Below are 17,515 nucleotides of genomic sequence, written 5' to 3'. Positions count from 1 at the left end.
GTCCGCTGGTCCCGACCGCCGATGGCGTGCGTGAGCCGCAGAACCGCCGCGTCGAGATCGTGCTGCGCTAAGCAGCACGACCCTCTCGCGGGGAAAGTTGGGGGCGGGACCGCAAGGTCCCGCCCCTTTTCGTCTTGTGGTCCGAAAGGAAAGGTTTCCCCCGGGCCGCAACTGTCCTACCCCGCCTCCATGACCGCCCGCCCCGACCGCCCGACCATCCAGGCCGAGATCCTCCGCCAGCTCGCCACCCGTGATGCCGGCAAGAGCATCTGCCCCAGCGAGGTGGCCCGCGCCCTGCTGCCGGAGAACTGGCAGCCCTTGATGGGCCCTGTCCGGCAGGCCGCCGTCGCCCTTGCCAGGGAGGGTCAGGTGGAGGTGCTGCGCAAGGGCAAGCCCGCAGATCTGGACGACCTGCGTGGCGTCATCCGACTGCGCGCTCCGCTCACCGGCGCAGCCGCAGACCAGGGACCGACGGAGTAGGCCGACCTCCATGGATTGACCGGCGCGGCCGGGAGGCGACACTCACCTGCCTGAACCAGTGCCGGACCAGCCTTCACCATGCGCTTCTCGACTGCCGCCATCCGCGAAGCATGGGCGCTGTCCCGCCCTTTCTGGACAGGTGAGACGCGCTGGGCTGCGCGCGGGCTGTTGGCGGTCGTGGTGATCCTGAACCTCGCCCTCGTGGCGATGAACGTGATCCTCACTTACTGGCAGCGGGGCTTCTACAACGCGCTCGAGGCGAAGGACTGGAACGGCTTCATCAACCTGCTCCTGCTCGGCGGGCCGACCGATGACTTCGCCTTCATGCCCGGCTTCACCCTCGTCGCGGCGCTCTACATCGTGGTTGCCGTCTATGCGCTTTACCTGAAGCAGGCGCTGCAGATCCGCTGGCGCAGTTGGCTGACCGATTCCCTCACTCGCCGCTGGCTCGGCAACCGCGCCTACTACCGCCTCGCCGTCCAGGACCGGAACACCGACAACCCTGACCAGCGCATCTCCGAGGACGCGCGCGCCTTCGTCGACGGCACCCTCAACCTGGGACTTGGCTTGCTGCGTGCGGTGGTCACGCTGCTCTCCTTCATCCTCGTCCTCTGGAGCCTCTCCGGCGAGGTGACGGTCTTCGGCGTGGCGATCCCCGGCTATCTTGTCTGGGTGGCCCTGGCCTATTCGGCGCTCGGCACATGGCTGACGCATCGGATCGGCCGCAAGCTGATCGGCCTGAACTTCCTGCAGGAGAAGGTGGAGGCGGACTTCCGCTATTCGCTAGTGCGCGTGCGCGACAATGTCGAGGGCATCGCGCTCCATCGCGGGGAGCCGGAGGAAAAAGCCGCGCTGGACACGCGGTTCCGGGCGCTGATCGGCAACTGGTGGGCCATCATGCGCGCAACGAAGCAGCTCACCTTCTTCACCGCGGGCTTCTCGCAGGTTGCGACGATCTTTCCCTTCGTCGTGGTGGCGCCGAACTACTTCGCCGGACGGATTCCGCTGGGCGGCCTGATCCAGACCTCATCGGCTTTCGGATCGGTCCAGGAATCCTTCTCCTGGTTCGTGAACAACTATTCCGAACTCGCCTCCTGGCGCGCGACGGTGCAGCGGCTGACCGGCTTCGACACGGCGGTTGCCAACGCTGAAACGCGAGTGGGCGATGGGCCGGGCGTGGTCAGTGAGAAGCGGGACGGTCTGGAGGTGCAAGGGCTCGACCTCACCCTCCCCGATGGACGGCAGTTGCTGGATGATGCGGCGCTGTCGGTAGGACCGGGCGAAGCGGTTCTGGTCACGGGTGCCTCGGGCAGCGGAAAGTCCACGCTGTTCCGGGCGCTGGCCGGCATCTGGCCCTTTGGCTCCGGCCGCGTTTCGGTGCCGGTGGACAAGCAGGCGCTCTTCTTACCGCAGCGGCCCTATTTGCCGCTTGGGACGCTGCGCCGCAGCCTCGCCTATCCCAGCGCCGAGGGCGTCTTCGATGATGCGGCGCTGCAGGCGGCGCTCTCCGATGTGGGCCTCGCCCATCTCGTGCCGCGGATGGACGAGGCCGATGCCTGGGAGCGCGTGCTCTCCGGCGGCGAGCAGCAGCGGCTGGCCATCGCCCGCGCCTTGTTGCACCGCCCGGCCTGGCTCTTTCTCGATGAGGCGACCGCGAGCCTCGATCCTGCCTCGGAAGGGCAGCTCTACAGCCTGCTGCGCGAAAGGCTTCCCGGCACCTCGATCATCTCCATCGCGCACAGGCCGGCCGTGGCGGCCTTCCATGACCGCACGCTCCGGCTGGCCGACAAGCGGCTGAGCCCCGCCTGACCCGAGACGGTTTCCAGGAGGCGGTGCCTCCCGGGGCCGGCTAGTGCTCCTGGTCCGGTGCCGGATCGGAGTTGAGCAGCGTGTAGCGCTCCTCCCCGATCTTCTCGATCAGGGTGAACTGCGCATGCAGGAAGTCCTCGTGCTTCTCTTCATCCGCGAGGATCTTCAGGAGGAGGTCACGCGAGACGTAGTCACGCACCGTCTCGCAATGGGCAATGCCGTCCTTAAGGTCCTGGATGGCCTTTTGCTCAATGCGCGAGTCGCATTCCAGCACCTCCTTCACGGTTTGCCCGATCAGGATCTGATTCAGCCGCTGCACATTGGGCAGCCCGTCGAGGAAGAGGATGCGCTTGATCAGCCAGTCAGCGTGGCGCATCTCCTCGATCGATTCCTCGTATTCATGCTTGCCCAGCCGGGTCACGCCCCAGTGGTTGAGGGTGCGGGCATGCAGGAAATACTGGTTGATCGCGGTCAGCTCATTGGTGAGCTGAATGTTCAGATATTCAATGACCTTCGGATCGCCAGCCATGGCTCGGGCCCCTCTGTGCTTCAGGGATCGAGATGGAACCTTGCAGCCTGGGGGTCAAGTCTCTGTTTTTTATGGACTTTGCGACTAATTCGCGATTGACGCCGTCTGCGGCGCGCTCGCCTGGCGCGACGGCCGGCTGCGCAGCATGCACAAGATGCTCGCGGTGCAGGACCCGCATTGGGCGCGGCAGTTGCAGGCGGAATAGACGTCGTGGGTGCGATCAGCGCCGGAGGCTATGGCGGACTGGATCTGAGTGTCGGTCAGGCCGTTGCAGATACAAACATACATGCAGTGCTGAACTCCCCTGTGCCGCCTCACGGCCCCAGGGGGTTCTAGCAGTTGCGAAGGATGATGCAAGTCATTCGCACCCGAATCGTCACGGCGTGTGCATCGGCCCCGCCCGCCGTAATGCGGTCAGCGCGCCGCCGCGCGCTCCACGAAGAGTGGGGCCAGGGTCTGAGCAGCTGAAATCGCACGCGGGAACCCGGCATGCACGGACGTCAGATAGACGATCTGCTTCAGTTCCTCCTCCGTCACGCCAACATTTAGCGCGTATTCCGCGTGGATCCTCAGGAATGGCTGGTGACCGAGGGCCGCGAAGGCGGAGACCGCCGCCAGTTGGCGCGTGCGATGGTCCAGCGTCGTCTGAGCCCAGACCTCGCCCAGCGCATAGCCGGCGATGCCATCCGCCAGCGTCGGGAAGTCCCGGCGCAAGGCCTCCAGAGTTGGCTGCGGCCGCCCATTGTTGAGTTCGAGGATGAGGGCCTCGCCGCGAGCCTGCCGCTCGTCGGCCGCCGCGGGCGGAGGGGCGGAGGTGAGGCAACGGGCGAGCAGTGCGGCGGTATAGGCGGGGTAGGTCATCGGCCATCCTCTCTGGCGGTTCTCGCGACCGGGCTTCCCGGTGCGGGGCAGCCCGGCCAGCGGCCTGCCATGAGGCTAGGCCCGCGCCATCGGCGGCTGGTAGAATGATGCTCCTCGGTTGTTGCCCGGTCCTCCCGGGGGCGCGCGAATCCGCCCAGGTGCCTGTTCAGGCGTGCGAATGGCTCTCCGCGCCGCGCAGAACCCGCAAAACCTCCTCGCCGTAGCGCTCCAGCTTGGAGGCGCCGACGCCATGCACCGAGGCGAGCTGGTCAAGGTTCCGCGGCTTCTCGGCGGCGATATCGGCCAGGGTCCGATCGGGAAAGATGACATAGGCCGGCACGGCCTGCCGGGTGGCCTCCTCCTTCCGCCAGGTGCGGAGTGCCTCGAACACCCCGGCCTCCACCGGCTGGTCGGTGAAGCCCACGGCCGCGACCGAGGCGGCCCGGCCTGCCCGCGGCCGGCGGGTAGCGCGGGCGGCCTCGCGCAGCGCCGCCTCCTGGAGCATCACCGGCTGCTCGCCGCGCAGGATCGGGCGGGCGGTTTCAGTGGCCTGGTAGATCGGCAGGTTGGTGTCGCTGGCCATCTCCAGCGCCCCACGGGCGAGCAGGTGGCGGGCTATGTTGCGCCAAGCACCCTCCGCCACGTCCCGGCCGATGCCGAAGACGGTCAGCTTGTCATGGCCGAAGGAGGCGACCTTCTCGGTTGCCTTGCCCCGCAGCACGTCCACCACATGGCCGAGGCCAAAGCGGCCGCCGGTGCGGTGGACGGCGGAGAGGAGCTTGCGCGCCGCCTCGGTGGCATCCACCAGCCGCGGGGGGCGGAGGCACGCATCGCAATTGCCGCAATCCTGCTCAAGGTCGTCCCCGAAGCAGCGCAGCAGCAGGCGGCGGCGGCAGGTGGCGCTCTCCACAATGGCCACGAGACGATCCAGCCGTTCATGGTCAAGCCGCTTCTGCACGTCGGCGGCCGGGCTCTCGGCGATGCGGCGGCGGGCGACGGCAATGTCCTCGGCGCCATACAGCAACAATGCGCGGGCGGGGGCGCCGTCGCGGCCGGCGCGGCCGATTTCCTGGTACCAGGACTCCGGGCCGCCCGGCAGGGCGAGATGGGCCACCCAGCGCACATCGGGGCGGTCAATTCCCATGCCGAAGGCGATCGTCGCGGCCATCACCACCGGATCTCCCGAGGAGAAGCGGCGCTCCGCTGCGCGGCGATCGGCCGGGTCCATGCCCGCGTGGTAATGCAGCGCGTCGTAGCCGTCCCTCTTCAGCCGGGCGGCGGTGCGCTCGGTCTCGGCACGGCTTGGGCAGTAGATGATGCCGGCGCCACGCCCGTCATCGGCCTCGTCCATGAAAACGGCGATCTGGGCGATGGCATTGTCACGCGGGGCGACCTCGACGCGGATGTTCGGGCGGTCGAAGCTGCCGCGGAAGACGGGGGCGTCCGTCAGCGACAGGCGCTCACGGATATCATCCACGGTGCGGGCATCAGCGGTGGCCGTCAGCGCCACGCGCGGCACCTCGGGGAAGCGCTCCGCCAGCATGGTCAGCATGCGGTATTCGGGGCGGAAGTTGTGGCCCCAGGCCGAGATGCAATGCGCCTCGTCCACCGCGAATAACGCCAGGTCGCGGCGCGCGAGGCGTTCCGCCGTACCCTCCAGCGCCAGCCGCTCGGGCGAGACATAGAGGAGCTTCAGCTTGCCGTTCGCGAGGTCGCGCGAGACGCGGCTGCGCTCCTCCTCGTCCAGCCCGGAATGAAGGGCGGCGGCGGCCACGCCCTGCTGGCGCAGCGCGGCGACCTGATCCTCCATCAGCGCGATCAGGGGCGAGATGACGACGCCGAGGCCTGGGCGGCACAGCGCCGGCACCTGGTAGCAGAGCGACTTGCCGCCGCCCGTCGGCATGAGGACAAGGCCTGAGCCGCCGGCCGTCACATGCTCGACGATCTCAGCCTGGCGGCCGCGGAAATCGGGGAAGCCGAAGACATCGTGCAGAACGGCGCGGGGGTCGGCGTTCATGGGCGGCTGCCCGGCGCGGGGAGCACGGTGTTTCGCGGCTGGACTGGCATGGTACCGGCTTCAGATGGGGCGGCGCGCACCGGCAGGACAGGGCACGCAGGCGGAATGACGCGAATCAGGACATAGCCGGCAGCGCCCGCCCGCCCGCAAGGCGGAGGATTCGCGTGGGCCGCTCCACGCCGATCAGGCGGTGGGTGATGAGGACGGCGCTGCGCCCGCCCAATGCGGTGTCCAGTGTCTCGAGGAAGGCGCGCTCAGTCGCGGCGTCGAGCCCCGCCGTCGGCTCATCAAGGATGATGATGCTGGCGGGGGAAAGCAGCGCGCGCGCGAGCGCGATCCGCCGTGCCTGGCCGCCGGAGAAGCGTGCCCCGGCCTCGCCGCAGCGCGTTTCCAGCCCATCCGGAAGGGCGCGGATGAGGTCGGCGATCCGGGCGCGCTCCAGCGCCTCCCACAGCGCCGCCTCGGGCGCCTCCGGCGCGGCGATGCGGAGGTTGGCGGCGATACTGTCGTCGAAGAGCGTGGCGTCCTGGGTGAGGCAGGCGACGCGCGCGCGGACGGCATCGGCCGAAAGCGTGGCGTAATCGGCGCCGCCGAGGGTGATCCGCCCCTCCTGCGGTGCGGCGAGCTTCAGCAGCAGCGCCGCAAGGGTGGACTTGCCGATGCCGGAGGGGCCGAGCAGCGCGATCCGCGCGCCCTCCGGCAGGTCCAGCGACAGATCCTCGAAGACGGGCCCACGCTCCTCGTTCCAGGCGAAGCGGATGCCGCGCATGGAGAGCGCATGGCCCGCTGGAACGGCGGAGGCGGGCGGGTCCGGCACCGGGATGGGCTGGTCGGCGGCTTCCAGCAGGCGCCGCGCGCCGGCAGCGGCCAAGGCGAGCGCGGCGCCGGCACGCGGCAGCGCGCCGAGCGCATCCATCGCCGCCAGGACGAGGAAGAGCGCGACGACCACGGCGCCGGCCTCGGCGGTTCCCCCGGCAATCCCCCAGGCCAGGGCACCGAGCAGCGCCGCCTGGGTCAGCACCGTCCCGGAGGCAGCGCCGAGCGAGCCGGCGCGCGTCAGGCGCCGCCGTTCCCGGTCCATCCGCCAGGCTGCTTCCTCCACCCTGGCCACCGCACGCGGCTCGGCATTGGCGGCCAGGATGTCCTCCATGGCGATCAGCGGCTCCACCGCCTCTGCCCGAAGCGCGCCAGTGGCATCGGCTGCGCGGGCCGCCGCGCGGGCTGCGAAGGGCGCGACGATCACCGGCAGGAACAGCGCGAGAGCCAAAGGCAGCACGACGAGCGTGGCCAGCCCCGGCGAGAGGGCGCCGAGGATCACCGAGACGGCCAGCACCACCGACGCCGCGGCGGTCATTGGCACCAGGGCGCGGAGGTAGAATCCGTCCAGCGCCTCCACATCCGTCACCAGCCGGCCGAGCAGGTCACCGGAGCGGGTCAGGCCAGGCCCGGCGGAAAGGCGCTCCGAGAGGCGCCGGAAGAACCATGTGCGGGTGTCCGCCAGGGCGCGGAAGGTTGCCTCATGCGTCGCCATCCGCTCGCCCCAGCGCAGCAGCGGCCGGAGGATGATCAGCGGGCGCAGCAGGATGAGGGAGGCGGCGCCAGCCAGCGTACCCGTCGCCAGTCCCTGGGCCACCCCCTGCCCTGCCAAGGCCATCAGCGCGAGGCCGGCCAGGGCCGAGGCGGCGGCCACCAGCGCGCCGAAGGCCAGCCATCCGCCGCCCTGGCGCCATAGGCCGAGAATCCGGAGCAGGTCGCGCACCGGGGTCATGTGTTCACCGCCCGGCGCTGCGGCACCACGCGGCCGTCGCGCAGCTCCAGCACCTTGGGAAAGCGGGCGCGCAGGGCGGCCGAATGGCTGGCGATGATGGCAGTGCGGCCAGTGCAGAGGCGGCGCAGGCTGTCCAGCACAAGCGCTTCGGTCGCAGGGTCGAGATGGGCGGTGGGCTCGTCCAGCAGCACGATCGGAGCGTCGCGCAGGAAGGCGCGGGCCAGGGCGACGCGAAGGCGCTGCCCGCCTGAGAGGCCATGCCCCCCCTCGCCCACCATGGTGCCGAGGCCTTCCGGGAGATCCTGGGCGAAGGCAGTGACCTGGGCGGCACGGGCGGCGGCCTCAACCGCGTCGTCATCGGCCTCGGGGCGGGCCAACCGGATGTTCTCCCGGATCGAGGCGCGAAGCAGCACGGGACGCTGCGGCAGGTAAGCGATCATCCGGCGCAACTCGGCAGGGGCAAGGCCGAGGGCGTCGCGCCCGTTCAGTGCGATGCGCCCGGCATCGGGGCGCGAGAAGCCCATCAGCAACTTCAGAATCGTGGACTTGCCGGAACCGCTGGGTCCGGACAGGACCAGCGCCTCGCCCGGCAGGACCCGGAAGGAAACATCGTCGATCGCCAGGGGCCGCGCCGGGTCGGGCCGGTGGGACAGGTGGTCCACGACCAGCGTGACGCTGGGCGGCACCTCCTCCAGCCGCAGCCCGCCAGGCGGCTCGGCCGCCAGGATGGGCGCGAGGGCGGCGGCCGCGCCCTGGGCCGACATCCGCTCGTGATAGGCCACCGAGAAAGCGCGGAAGGGTGCGAAGAAGGCAGGCACAAGCAGCAGGCAGAACAGCGCCGAAACAGGCGCCGGATGGCCGGCCGCCGCCAGGTTCCCGTGGCGCCAGGCAAGGCAGCCCAGCACCGCCGCCGCGATCAGCTCCAGCGCACCGGTGGACAGGAAAGCGAGGCGCAGCACGCGCATGGTCCGCCGGCGAAGCTCCTGTGCCGCGGCGTCCAGCGCGCGCGCCTCGTCCTCCTGCCGGCGGAACAGAACCAGCGTGGGCAGGCCGCGCATCCGGTTCAGGAAGCGGCCCGAGAGCTGCTGCAGGGCATCGAACTGGCGCCGGCTGGCCATGGCCGCGCCGACGCCCGAGGCCGCCATGCCGACGGGCACCAGCAGCCCGGCGGCAAAGAGGATGACGCCGCTGAGCGGGTCCGCCGCGGCCGCCGCGAAGGCGATGGCCAGGGGCGCCATTACGGCCAGCGCCGCCGCCGGCACCCAGCGCGCGAAATAGCCTTCCATCGCCTCCACCCGGTCCACCACGAGGGCGGCGCCCTCCCCAGCCGGGCGGCTGGAGGGCGTCTCGCCCAGCAGCCGGGTGAAGATGCGCCGGCGCAGCGTCGATCGCGCGGTCTCCCCGGCGCGGGCGGCGGCGGTCTCCTGTGCGACGGTCAGCGCCACCTGCAGCACGGCCAGCGCGGCGGCAGCGCTAAGGCTGCTCCAGCCCGCCGTCCCGAAACCGAGCAGCGCGGCAAGCAGGGTCGCCACCAGCCAAGCCTGCGCGATGCCGCTGGCGGTCGCGGCAAGGCCGAGCAGGATGGGTGGCATCAGAACCGAACGCCCTTCCCGCGCGGCGGCGGAGAGGAGGGCGCGGGCGGGGTCTCGGCCGGCACGTTGGGGCATGGCCGGGCAGTTCTAGGCCAAACCGCTCCGCGTAGGAATGCACCAGAGGACGCGGCGATGAACGGGAACGACAAGTGCGCGACGGGGTGGCGCAGGTGATGGGGATCGCCCTGCATCACCGGCTAGCCTTATCGCATTCGGGCGCTGCGACGGGCGCTCGCCCTTATTACGGCACGGCGCGAGGCGGCGTGGACCACCACGGCCGGCGGCGTGTTCGACCACGCCGCCGGCCTGCCGCCGGGAAGCATCCCCGGCGGGTGGTTCAGAAGGTCACGACGGAACGGATCGACTTGCCCTCATGCATCAGGTCGAAGGCGTGGTTGATCTGGTCGATCGGCATCGTGTGAGTGATCAAGCTGTCGATGTCGATCTTCCCGTCCATGTACCAGTCGACGATCTTCGGCACATCGGTGCGCCCGCGCGCACCGCCGAAGGCCGAGCCCTTCCAGACACGGCCGGTGACGAGCTGGAACGGACGCGTGCTGATCTCGGCGCCGCTAGGAGCCACGCCGATGATGATGCTCTCGCCCCAGCCGCGATGGCAGCATTCCAGCGCCTGGCGCATGGTATGGACATTGCCGACGCATTCGAAGGAGTAGTCGGCGCCGCCATCGGTCAGGTCCTGGATGGCCTGCACCACCTTGTCGCGGCCGACCTCGTCCGGATTGACGAAATGCGTCATGCCGAACTTCTTCGCCATCTCGACCTTACTCGGGTTGAGATCGACGCCGATAATCCTGTCCGCACCCACCATGCGTGCGGCCTGGATGACGTTGAGCCCGATGCCGCCAAGGCCGAACACCACGACATTGGAGCCGGGCCGCACCTTCGCCGTGTAGATCACGGCGCCGATGCCGGTCGTCACGCCGCAGCCGATGTAGCAGATCTTGTCGAAGGGCGCGTCCTCGCGGACCTTCGCAACCGCGATCTCGGGCAGCACAGTGAAGTTCGAGAAGGTGCTGCAGCCCATATAGTGCCAGACGGGCTCGCTGGGCCCCTTCTTTGGCAAAGCTTCGCAGGAGAAACGGCTGGTGCCATCGGGCATCAGCCCCTGGCCCTGGGTCGAGCGGATCGCCGTGCAGAGATTGCTGCGCTGGGAGAGGCAGGTTTTGCACTGACGGCATTCGGGCGTGTAGAGCGGGATCACATGGTCGCCGGGCTTCACGGCGGTCACGCCCGCGCCGACCTCGCGCACGATGCCGGCGCCCTCATGGCCGAGGATGCAGGGAAACTTGCCTTCGGAGTCCAGGCCCGAGAGGGTGTAGGCGTCGGTATGGCAGACACCGGTGGCCATGATCTCCACCAGCACCTCGCCTGGCTTCGGGCCTTCCAGATCCACGGTTTCGATGGTCAGGGGCTTGTTCGCCTCCCAGGCGACGGCGGCACGGGTCTTCATGGCGAGGCGGCTCCCTTTCCCTCTGGCGCAGGGGTTCTATCCAACGGTGCGGTCAGGGGCCAGGGGAGGCATTCGCGTGACGACGGAGGAACTGACGGCCCGGGTGCGGGAGGGCGTGCCGCTGGCCGGGGCCCTGGGGGTCGAGGTGCTGGCAGCCGGGCCGGATTCGGCGCTGCTCCGCCTGCCGCCCTCCCCGCTTTCGCTGCGGCTGGGCGGAACGGCCTCGGGTCCCGCGCTGATGACGCTCGCCGACGTGGCGATCTGGGTGCCTCTGCTGGTTGCTACCGGCGGCGCGGACGGGACGCGCACCGCCCAACTCCAGATGAGCTTCCTCCGCCCGGCGGGAAGTGACGGCGTGCTGGCTGAGGTACGGATCGTGCGGCAGGGCCGGGCCAGCCTCTATGCCGAGGTCTGGATGCGTGGCGAGGGGCAGGAGAAGTCCTGCGCCCATGCGACCTCGCTCTGGCTGCGCGCGTCACCGGGTAGCGCGCCGCCCGGCGGCAACAAGCCTCTGTGATCAAGCGGTTGGCCAGGGCGATCTGGGCAGAAGTGCAACAGTGACTTGCGTGTTGCCGATGAAGCGGTTTCTCAGCACCTCTGATCACAAACACCTGCATCGGCCGCGCTCTGGCCGCGTTCCCTCCTCCAACCGGGCGCGCTTCCGCCGTCCGTTCCACCCGTCGGCCTGGGGGCGCGCCCATCGAGAGCCTTCCGCCCGACGATTCATTCCGAGGAGTCCGTGCATGCCGGCCATCAAGAGTCTCGACGACCTGTTCCTGAACACGCTGAAGGACGTCTACTTCGCCGAGCGCCGCATCCTGCAGGCCCTGCCGAAGATGGCGAAGGCGGCGCAGAGCGAAGCCCTGGCCGAGGGCTTCATGCTCCATCGGGACCAGACCAAGGAGCAGATCGAGCGGCTGAAGCAGGTGTTCGAGACCCTCGGCAAGCGCCCTTCCGGCGTGACCTGCGAGGCGATCCAGGGGCTGATCGCGGAAGGCGAGGAACTGCTCGAAGACGCGAAGGAGCCGAGCGCGGTGCGCGATGCCGGGCTGATCGCCTGTGCCCAGGCCATCGAGCATTACGAGATGGCGCGGTACGGGGCGCTGGTGGCCTGGGCGAAGGCCAGCGGCAAGACCGACGTCGCGGCGCTGCTGCAGCAGACGCTGGACGAGGAAAAGAGGACTGACGCCCTGCTGAACACCATGGCCAACAAGCGGATCAACCCGATGGCGGTGAAGGAAGCGGCCTGATGCCGCGGGTCCGGGCGTAGAGTGGCGCCCGGGCCCACTCCGCCCGCGCGGCAGCGTAAGCTTGGCGCACCCTGAGGGACTTGAACCCCCAACCAACCGGGTAGAAGCCGGTTGCTCTATCCAGTTGAGCTAAGGGTGCTGAGCCAAAGTGAGCGACGCCTCAATGCGTCCAGTTGAAGAGACGGTCGGTGCGGAAGTTATCGGCATAGGCCTTGGGCCGCAGCGCCGGGCGCTGGCGGCGGGGTTCGACCTCATAGGGCACACCCTCGGCCTTCGCATAGGCTTCGGCTTCCTCCAGCGTATCGAAGCGCAGCTTCACCTGGCGGTTGGTGTCGCCCGAGCCCCACCACCCCGTCAGCGGATCCACGCGCTTCGGCTCGCTCTGCGCCCATTCAAAGACCCACTCATCCGTCCGGGCCTTGCCTGACTGCATGGCGTTCTTCGGCGTCGAGTAGATGCGGGCGATGCTCATGCAGGGCACTCCAGTCTTCCGTCTCGTCAAATCGGGGCGGCGGGATTCGAACCCACGGCCTCCTGTACCCAAAACAGGCGCGCTACCAGGCTGCGCCACACCCCGCGAGACGGCGCAACCTATGGGCGCGCGGCGCCGGGCGCAATGGCCCGCGCGGAGGTCAATGCGCGGGAATGATCTCGGCCCCGCCCATGAAGGGCCGCAGCACCGGCGGGATGGCGATCGAACCATCCGCCTGCTGATGCGTCTCCATCACCGCGATCAGGGCCCGGCCGACCGCAACGCCCGAGCCGTTCAGCGTATGGAGGAAGACGTTGCCCTTCCCCTCCTTCGGCTTGAAGCGGGCATTCATCCGGCGCGCCTGGAAGTCACGGCAGTTGGAGCAGGAGGAGATTTCCCGCCACGCCCCCTGCCCCGGCAGCCAGACCTCCAGATCATAGGTCTTTGCGGCGCCGAAGCCGGTGTCTCCGGCGCAGAGCACGATCCGCCGCCAGGTGAGGCCCAGTTCCGTCAGCACCCGCTCGGCGCAGCGGGTCATCCGCTCATGCTCCTCGGCGGATTGCTCCGGGGTGGTGATGGAGACCATTTCCACCTTGGTGAACTGGTGCTGGCGGATCATGCCGCGCGTGTCCCGCCCGGCCGAGCCGGCCTCGGAGCGGAAGCAGGGCGAGAGAGCCGTGAGGCGAATCGGCAGCGCCGTCTCCGGCACGATCTCGTCGCGCACCGTGTTGGTCAGCGGCACCTCGGCGGTCGGGATCAGCCAGCGATCGTCGGTAGTGCGGAACAGGTCCTCGGCGAATTTCGGCAGCTGCCCTGTGCCGTACATGGTGGCGTCATTGACCAGCAGCGGCACCACCGTCTCGGTATAGCCATGCTCGTCCACATGCAGGTTGAGCATCCACTGGCCGATGGCGCGCTCAAGCCGGGCCAGTGGGCCGCGCAGCACCGTGAAGCGGCTGCCGGCCAGCTTCACCGCCGTGGCGAAGTCCATTCCGCCGAGCGCCTCGCCGAGTTCGAAATGCTGCTTTGGGGGAAAGGCGAGGTTCGGAACATCGCCATGCTGCTGCAGGACCACGTTCGCCGACTCGTCGGCACCCTCGGGCACATCGGCGTCCAACAGGTTCGGCAGGGCTTCCAGGATGCGTGTCTGGGCCGCCTCGGCCTCCCGGGCCTCGCCGTCCAGGCTTTCCATCCGGGCGCGCAGCTCGGTTGCCTCGGCCTCCAGCGCGGAGGTGTCCGCGCCGCTCCGCTTCCCCTGGCCGATCTCGCGGGCCAGGGCATTGCGGCGCGCCTGGGCCTCCTGCGCCGTGGTCTGCGCCGCACGGCGAGCGGCATCGAGGGTCAGCAGCTCGGCGGAGACAGGCGGCAGGCCGCGGCGGGCAAGTGCTGCGTCGAACGCGGCCGGATCGGCGCGGACGGCCCGGATATCATGCATGGGAAGCGCCTCAGGTCGTGGGGGGCTTGGGCTTCGGTGTCATCCAGACGGCGGCCAGGATGGACAGCTCGTAGAGGATGATCAGCGGCACGGCGAGGCCGACCTGGCTGATGATGTCGGGCGGCGTCAGTATCGCCGCCGCCACGAACATTCCCACGATCGCGTAGCGCCGGCCGCGCCGCAGCTGGTCCACGCTGACGATGCCAACGCGGGCCATCAGCGTCAGCGCCACGGGGAGCTGGAAGGCCACGCCGAAGGCAAGGATCATGTGCATGACCAGCGATAGGTATTCGGACACCTTTGCCTCGAGCTGCACGGGCAGCCCGCCACCGCCGGTGGGTGTCTCGAAGGAGATGAAGAACTTCCAGGCCAGCGGGAAGATGAAATAATAGGCCAGCGCCGCACCCCCCACGAAAAGCACCGGCGAGGCGACGAGGAAGGGCGTGATGACCTTCTTCTCAGACTTGTAGAGCCCGGGCGCGATGAACAGCCAGAGCTGCGTCGCCCACATCGGGAAGGAGAAGAAGATCGCGCCGAAGAAGGCCACCTTCAGATAGGTGAAGAAGGCTTCGTAGAGGGCGGTGAAGATCATTCGCCGCTCGCCGCCGCCCTGCTCCATCAGGATCTCGGCCAGGGGCCGGGCCAGGAAGCCGTAGATGGCTGTGGAGAAGTAGTAGCAGAGGGCGAAGGCTATGCCGAAGGCCCCGATCGACCACAGCAGCCGCGTGCGCAGCTCAAGCAAGTGGTCGATCAACGGCATGGGCTTGTCGTCGATCGTGTCGTCCGGTTCACGGGGCACTGGTTCGGGCGCTTCTTCGTCAGACGGTGTGGGTAGCGGAGCGCGGCGGCGCATCCGCTGCGGGGGGCGCCACGGCGGGCGGGACCGGCTCCGCGGCGGCACCCGGCGGCGGCGCGGCATCCGCGAAGACCGTTGGCGCGGGCGCAGGGGCCGCCGGAGCGGTCGGTACCGGCCCGGGGGGCGTCGCATCCGGCGTATCGGCGGCCGCGCTCGCGGCAGTCACATCCGGCGCCGGGGTGGTCGCATCCGCTGGCGGCGCGCCCTCGGGCAAGGTGGCCTCGGTGCCGGCGGCGGGCGCCACATCGGAGGTCGGCGGCGGCGGGGCGCGGAAGGGGTCGTCGCGGAAGGTGCGGTTGATCGAGCCGTCCTCATCCACCGCCTTTTCAATAGTGCCCTTCAGGTCGAAGTTGCGGATGTCGCGGATCTGGTCGCGCACATCCTCCAGCTTCGCCTCGCGCACCACCTCATCCAGGTGGCCCTGGAATTCGCCGGCCATGCGGCGCAGCTTCTGGATGCCGCGGGCGACGCCGCGCACGGCGTCGGGAAGGTCCTTTGGACCGATTACCACCACCGCCACCACGGCGATCAGCGCGATCTCGGACCAGGCGAGGTCAAACATGTCTCTCCGATCACCCGTGCCGGGCGGCCAGCGCCCTGGATTGGCGCCTGCCGGTCCCTTCCGGGGTCGTCTCCGTTAGCAGAACTCGCCCGCACGACAAATGGGGCTGCGTCGAAGATGGGCTCGCGGGCGCCGCGATGGAAGCCGCGTTACCGCCCGGTTGCGTGCATCATCTACCCGGCTGGGCCGGTTCCGGCAGAGGCAGGCCCGGCTCGGGCAGCAGCTCCTCGCGTTTCGGCAGGTCGCGCAGCGAGTTCAGGCCGAACTGCTCCAGGAACTTGGAGGTGGTGCCCCAGAGCGTCGGCCGGCCCGGCGCCTCCTTCTTGCCACGCGGGGCGACCAACCCGTTCTCCAGCAAGGTCTCCAGCGTGTTCTGGGAGAGGGCCGTGCCGCGGATCTCCTCAATCTCGGCGCGGGTGACGGGCTGGTGCCAGGCGATGATGGCCAGCGCCTCCATCGCCACGCGCGGAAGGCGGCGCGGCACCTCCACGACTCGGGTCAGGGCCGGGGCGAGGTCCTCGGCGGTGCGGAAGGCATAGCCGCCCGCCACGGACACAAGGGTGACCCCCTTGCCCTCATAGGCCGCCGCCAGGGCGGCAAGCGTCGCGGCCGCGTTCATCCCCGGCGGCAGCAGCGGCGCGAGCCGGGCCGCGGTCACTGGCGTGCCGGACGCAAAAACCAGCGCCTCGGCGATCCGCAGCGCCTCCGGTGAAGGTGGCAGCTCGGGATGGCCGGGCGGGGCATCCTCGGGATGCGACCCCTCGCCGGGCGGGCGCTCGGAGGGATCGGCCTGGCCCGGCAGGTCGCCGGGAAGGCCGGGCGGCGGGACCGGCTCCTTGCCGTCTTCCGATCCCTCCGCCGCTTCGGGCAGGGGTTCGGCGAGGGAGCCGGGCCCGGCCTGCCGGCCGGCTGGCTGCGGAGAGTCGTAGGCCTCGCCCGGGAACGGCGCCTCCGGGGAGTCGGGATCAGGCGGCGTCGGCATTGCGGGTCTCGGAACGGGGACGCAGGAGGATGGGGGCAAAGGGGGCGTCCTGGCGCAGCTCAGCCCCTCCGGTCTTGGCCAGTTCCAGTCCGGCAACCAAAGTGCTGGCCAGGGCGGCGCGGCGCTCGGTCGGGTCCATCTCGGCCTCCGGCAGGAAGGCGGACAGCTCGGCCCATCCCGGGGCGTGGCCAACCAGGGTCCGGAGCCGCGCCAGCGCATCCTGCACGGTCCAGATGCGGCGTGGCCGGGGGCGATAGGGCCGGCGGGCGGCGGCGCGGCGCAGCACATCGGTATAGGCGCGGAGCAGGCCCGGCAGGTCGGCGGCAAGCGCCGATCGGTCCTCCAGCACCAGGTTCTCCGGCGCCCCGCGCGCCATCACGTCCCGGCCCAGGAAGGGCCGGGCGCCGAGCCAGGCGGCGGCCTCGCGCATCCGCTCCAGCTCGCGCAGCCGGTCGGCCAGGGCCTCGGCAAGGGATTCGGCGTCCTGCTCGGCCTCAGGGTCGTCGGGCAGGAGGAGCCGGGACTTCAGCCAGGCAAGCCAGGCCGCCATCACAAGCCAGTCCGCCGCCAGTTCCAGCCGGACGCGGCGCGCGCCCTCAATGACGGCGAGGTACTGGTCCACGAGCGAGAGGATGGAGATCTTCGCGATATCCACCTTCTGCGCGCGGGCAAGGTCCAGCAGCAGGTCGAGCGGCCCCTCGAAGCCTTCCAGCGTTACCACCAGGGCTGGCTCGGCCGTGCTCATCCGGCATGACCCGTGACGGTGAGGATCAGCTGCGCAGCCGGGAAGACCACCGCGCGCACGAGCCAACGCAGCGGGTCCACCCCCGGCACGGCCATGGGCAGGAGGAAAAGCAGGGCCAGGACGATGAACAGCCCGGCCCGCTCGAGCCGCAGGAAGGGAATGCCCAGAGCGGGCGGCAGTAGCCCGCCGAGAATGCGCCCGCCATCCAGCGGCGGGATGGGCAGAAGGTTGAAGGCGGCAAGGATGAGGTTGCCGATCAGAGACAGGACGAGGAAGCCCTCAAGCCAATCCTGCAGGTTGTCGCCGCCAGGTCCCTGCAGCGGGTGCAGCAGCAATGCGGCCATAACGGCGAGCAGCACGTTGATCGCGGGCCCGGCGGCGGCCACCAGCACCATGCCGAAGCGCGGGTTGCGCAGCGCCATGACATTCACCGGCACTGGCTTCGCCCAGCCGAACATGATGTCCACCCGGCCAGAAACCAGCAGCTGCGACACCAGCAGCAATCCCGGCACCAGCAGCGTGCCCACGGGATCGACATGCCGAAGCGGGTTCAGCGACAGGCGGCCGAGCCTTGCGGCGGTGTCGTCCCCGAGAGCGCGGGCCGCATAGCCATGCGCGGCCTCGTGCAGGGTGATCGCGAGGATCGCGGCCAGGGCCGCCGCGGCGAAGTCCGGGAGCCAGTCCAT

General features: G+C 69.8%; 18 protein-coding genes and 2 tRNA genes. 4 read left to right on the top strand and 16 right to left on the bottom strand.

The genetic code is table 11. The annotated features are described in order from the left end of the window. The first annotated feature begins 189 nt into the window (after nt 1–189). A complete protein-coding gene (locus GSE44_RS13825; protein ID WP_159349415.1) occupies nt 190–480 on the top strand; it encodes a DUF3253 domain-containing protein in 291 nt (96 codons plus the stop codon). 78 nt (nt 481–558) lie between these two features. Continuing rightward, a complete protein-coding gene (locus tag GSE44_RS13820; protein ID WP_159349414.1) occupies nt 559–2,289 on the top strand; it encodes an ABC transporter ATP-binding protein/permease in 1,731 nt (576 codons plus the stop codon). 40 nt (nt 2,290–2,329) lie between these two features. Here the strand turns inward: GSE44_RS13820 and bfr are convergent, their stop codons facing one another. The 7 genes from bfr to GSE44_RS13785 form a co-directional block, all read right to left on the bottom strand. Beyond that, nucleotides 2,330–2,818 carry a bacterioferritin gene (gene bfr, locus GSE44_RS13815; RefSeq protein ID WP_159349413.1) on the bottom strand — a complete coding sequence of 163 codons (489 nt, stop codon included), beginning with the start codon at nt 2,816–2,818 and terminating at the stop codon, nt 2,330–2,332. 84 nt (nt 2,819–2,902) lie between these two features. Then, a complete protein-coding gene (locus GSE44_RS13810; RefSeq protein ID WP_159349412.1) occupies nt 2,903–3,106 on the bottom strand; it encodes a (2Fe-2S)-binding protein in 204 nt (67 codons plus the stop codon). A gap of 126 nt (nt 3,107–3,232) precedes the next feature. Then, complete coding sequence (locus GSE44_RS13805; protein WP_159349411.1) at nt 3,233–3,679, bottom strand: carboxymuconolactone decarboxylase family protein; 447 nt, start codon at nt 3,677–3,679, stop codon at nt 3,233–3,235. Between the two features lie 166 nt (nt 3,680–3,845). Further along, nucleotides 3,846–5,696 carry a DNA helicase RecQ gene (recQ, locus tag GSE44_RS13800; protein WP_159349410.1) on the bottom strand — a complete coding sequence of 617 codons (1,851 nt, stop codon included), beginning with the start codon at nt 5,694–5,696 and terminating at the stop codon, nt 3,846–3,848. Between the two features lie 115 nt (nt 5,697–5,811). Then, nucleotides 5,812–7,464, bottom strand: coding sequence for a thiol reductant ABC exporter subunit CydC (gene cydC, locus GSE44_RS13795; protein ID WP_159349409.1), 1,653 nt, complete (start codon nt 7,462–7,464; stop codon nt 5,812–5,814). Further along, nucleotides 7,461–9,131 carry a thiol reductant ABC exporter subunit CydD gene (cydD, locus tag GSE44_RS13790; protein ID WP_159349408.1) on the bottom strand — a complete coding sequence of 557 codons (1,671 nt, stop codon included), beginning with the start codon at nt 9,129–9,131 and terminating at the stop codon, nt 7,461–7,463. Before cydD ends, cydC begins: the two co-directional genes overlap by 4 nt. Before the next feature lie 262 nt (nt 9,132–9,393). Then, a complete protein-coding gene (locus GSE44_RS13785) occupies nt 9,394–10,527 on the bottom strand; it encodes an S-(hydroxymethyl)glutathione dehydrogenase/class III alcohol dehydrogenase (protein WP_159349407.1) in 1,134 nt (377 codons plus the stop codon). 76 nt (nt 10,528–10,603) lie between these two features. On the opposite strand from GSE44_RS13785, the gene GSE44_RS13780 reads away from it, so the two are divergent. Next, nucleotides 10,604–11,044 carry a PaaI family thioesterase gene (locus GSE44_RS13780; RefSeq protein ID WP_159349406.1) on the top strand — a complete coding sequence of 147 codons (441 nt, stop codon included), beginning with the start codon at nt 10,604–10,606 and terminating at the stop codon, nt 11,042–11,044. 226 nt (nt 11,045–11,270) lie between these two features. Beyond that, complete coding sequence (locus tag GSE44_RS13775; protein ID WP_159349405.1) at nt 11,271–11,777, top strand: YciE/YciF ferroxidase family protein; 507 nt, start codon at nt 11,271–11,273, stop codon at nt 11,775–11,777. A gap of 62 nt (nt 11,778–11,839) precedes the next feature. Here the strand turns inward: GSE44_RS13775 and GSE44_RS13770 are convergent. The 9 genes from GSE44_RS13770 to GSE44_RS13730 form a co-directional block, all read right to left on the bottom strand. After that, nucleotides 11,840–11,916: transfer RNA gene (locus tag GSE44_RS13770), tRNA-Arg, on the bottom strand. Between the two features lie 21 nt (nt 11,917–11,937). Continuing rightward, a complete protein-coding gene (locus GSE44_RS13765; RefSeq protein WP_159349404.1) occupies nt 11,938–12,249 on the bottom strand; it encodes an NADH dehydrogenase ubiquinone Fe-S protein 4 in 312 nt (103 codons plus the stop codon). A 31-nt stretch (nt 12,250–12,280) separates the two neighbouring features. After that, nucleotides 12,281–12,354: transfer RNA gene (locus tag GSE44_RS13760), tRNA-Pro, on the bottom strand. A 55-nt stretch (nt 12,355–12,409) separates the two neighbouring features. Beyond that, nucleotides 12,410–13,684: a serine--tRNA ligase gene (gene serS / locus GSE44_RS13755; protein ID WP_159349403.1), complete on the bottom strand. Its 1,275-nt coding sequence runs from the start codon at nt 13,682–13,684 to the stop codon at nt 12,410–12,412. A gap of 10 nt (nt 13,685–13,694) precedes the next feature. Beyond that, a complete protein-coding gene (gene tatC, locus GSE44_RS13750) occupies nt 13,695–14,444 on the bottom strand; it encodes a twin-arginine translocase subunit TatC (protein WP_408015110.1) in 750 nt (249 codons plus the stop codon). Between the two features lie 58 nt (nt 14,445–14,502). Beyond that, nucleotides 14,503–15,102: a Sec-independent protein translocase protein TatB gene (gene tatB, locus GSE44_RS13745; RefSeq protein ID WP_159349401.1), complete on the bottom strand. Its 600-nt coding sequence runs from the start codon at nt 15,100–15,102 to the stop codon at nt 14,503–14,505. Between the two features lie 169 nt (nt 15,103–15,271). Then, nucleotides 15,272–16,084, bottom strand: a complete 813-nt coding sequence (gene scpB, locus GSE44_RS13740; RefSeq protein WP_159349400.1) for an SMC-Scp complex subunit ScpB — start codon at nt 16,082–16,084, stop codon at nt 15,272–15,274. Beyond that, nucleotides 16,068–16,829 (bottom strand): segregation and condensation protein A, encoded by a 762-nt coding sequence (locus GSE44_RS13735; protein WP_159349399.1) that lies wholly within the window; start codon nt 16,827–16,829, stop codon nt 16,068–16,070. Before GSE44_RS13735 ends, scpB begins: the two co-directional genes overlap by 17 nt. After that, on the bottom strand, nt 16,826–17,515 hold the full coding sequence (locus GSE44_RS13730) for a site-2 protease family protein (RefSeq protein ID WP_159349398.1): 690 nt from the start codon (nt 17,513–17,515) through the stop codon (nt 16,826–16,828). Before GSE44_RS13730 ends, GSE44_RS13735 begins: the two co-directional genes overlap by 4 nt.

The organism is Muricoccus harenae (assembly GCF_009848505.1).
GTDB classification, from domain to species: domain Bacteria; phylum Pseudomonadota; class Alphaproteobacteria; order Acetobacterales; family Acetobacteraceae; genus Roseomonas; species Roseomonas harenae.
This window is presented reverse-complemented; position numbering and strand designations above follow the sequence as displayed.

What these genes read in the sequence shown, in the direction of transcription:
- GSE44_RS13810 (WP_159349412.1), bottom strand. Translation starts at nt 3,106, where the DNA reads ATGTATGTTTGTATCTGCAACGGCCTGACCGACACTCAGATCCAGTCC.
- bfr (WP_159349413.1), bottom strand. Translation starts at nt 2,818, where the DNA reads ATGGCTGGCGATCCGAAGGTCATTGAATATCTGAACATTCAGCTCACC.
- GSE44_RS13825 (WP_159349415.1), top strand. Translation starts at nt 190, where the DNA reads ATGACCGCCCGCCCCGACCGCCCGACCATCCAGGCCGAGATCCTCCGC.
- GSE44_RS13735 (WP_159349399.1), bottom strand. Translation starts at nt 16,829, where the DNA reads ATGAGCACGGCCGAGCCAGCCCTGGTGGTAACGCTGGAAGGCTTCGAG.
- GSE44_RS13820 (WP_159349414.1), top strand. Translation starts at nt 559, where the DNA reads ATGCGCTTCTCGACTGCCGCCATCCGCGAAGCATGGGCGCTGTCCCGC.
- scpB (WP_159349400.1), bottom strand. Translation starts at nt 16,084, where the DNA reads ATGCCGACGCCGCCTGATCCCGACTCCCCGGAGGCGCCGTTCCCGGGC.
- cydC (WP_159349409.1), bottom strand. Translation starts at nt 7,464, where the DNA reads ATGACCCCGGTGCGCGACCTGCTCCGGATTCTCGGCCTATGGCGCCAG.
- recQ (WP_159349410.1), bottom strand. Translation starts at nt 5,696, where the DNA reads ATGAACGCCGACCCCCGCGCCGTTCTGCACGATGTCTTCGGCTTCCCC.
- tatC (WP_408015110.1), bottom strand. Translation starts at nt 14,444, where the DNA reads ATGCCGTTGATCGACCACTTGCTTGAGCTGCGCACGCGGCTGCTGTGG.
- cydD (WP_159349408.1), bottom strand. Translation starts at nt 9,131, where the DNA reads ATGCCCCAACGTGCCGGCCGAGACCCCGCCCGCGCCCTCCTCTCCGCC.
- serS (WP_159349403.1), bottom strand. Translation starts at nt 13,684, where the DNA reads ATGCATGATATCCGGGCCGTCCGCGCCGATCCGGCCGCGTTCGACGCA.
- GSE44_RS13775 (WP_159349405.1), top strand. Translation starts at nt 11,271, where the DNA reads ATGCCGGCCATCAAGAGTCTCGACGACCTGTTCCTGAACACGCTGAAG.
- GSE44_RS13765 (WP_159349404.1), bottom strand. Translation starts at nt 12,249, where the DNA reads ATGAGCATCGCCCGCATCTACTCGACGCCGAAGAACGCCATGCAGTCA.
- GSE44_RS13805 (WP_159349411.1), bottom strand. Translation starts at nt 3,679, where the DNA reads ATGACCTACCCCGCCTATACCGCCGCACTGCTCGCCCGTTGCCTCACC.
- GSE44_RS13785 (WP_159349407.1), bottom strand. Translation starts at nt 10,527, where the DNA reads ATGAAGACCCGTGCCGCCGTCGCCTGGGAGGCGAACAAGCCCCTGACC.
- tatB (WP_159349401.1), bottom strand. Translation starts at nt 15,102, where the DNA reads ATGTTTGACCTCGCCTGGTCCGAGATCGCGCTGATCGCCGTGGTGGCG.
- GSE44_RS13730 (WP_159349398.1), bottom strand. Translation starts at nt 17,515, where the DNA reads ATGGACTGGCTCCCGGACTTCGCCGCGGCGGCCCTGGCCGCGATCCTC.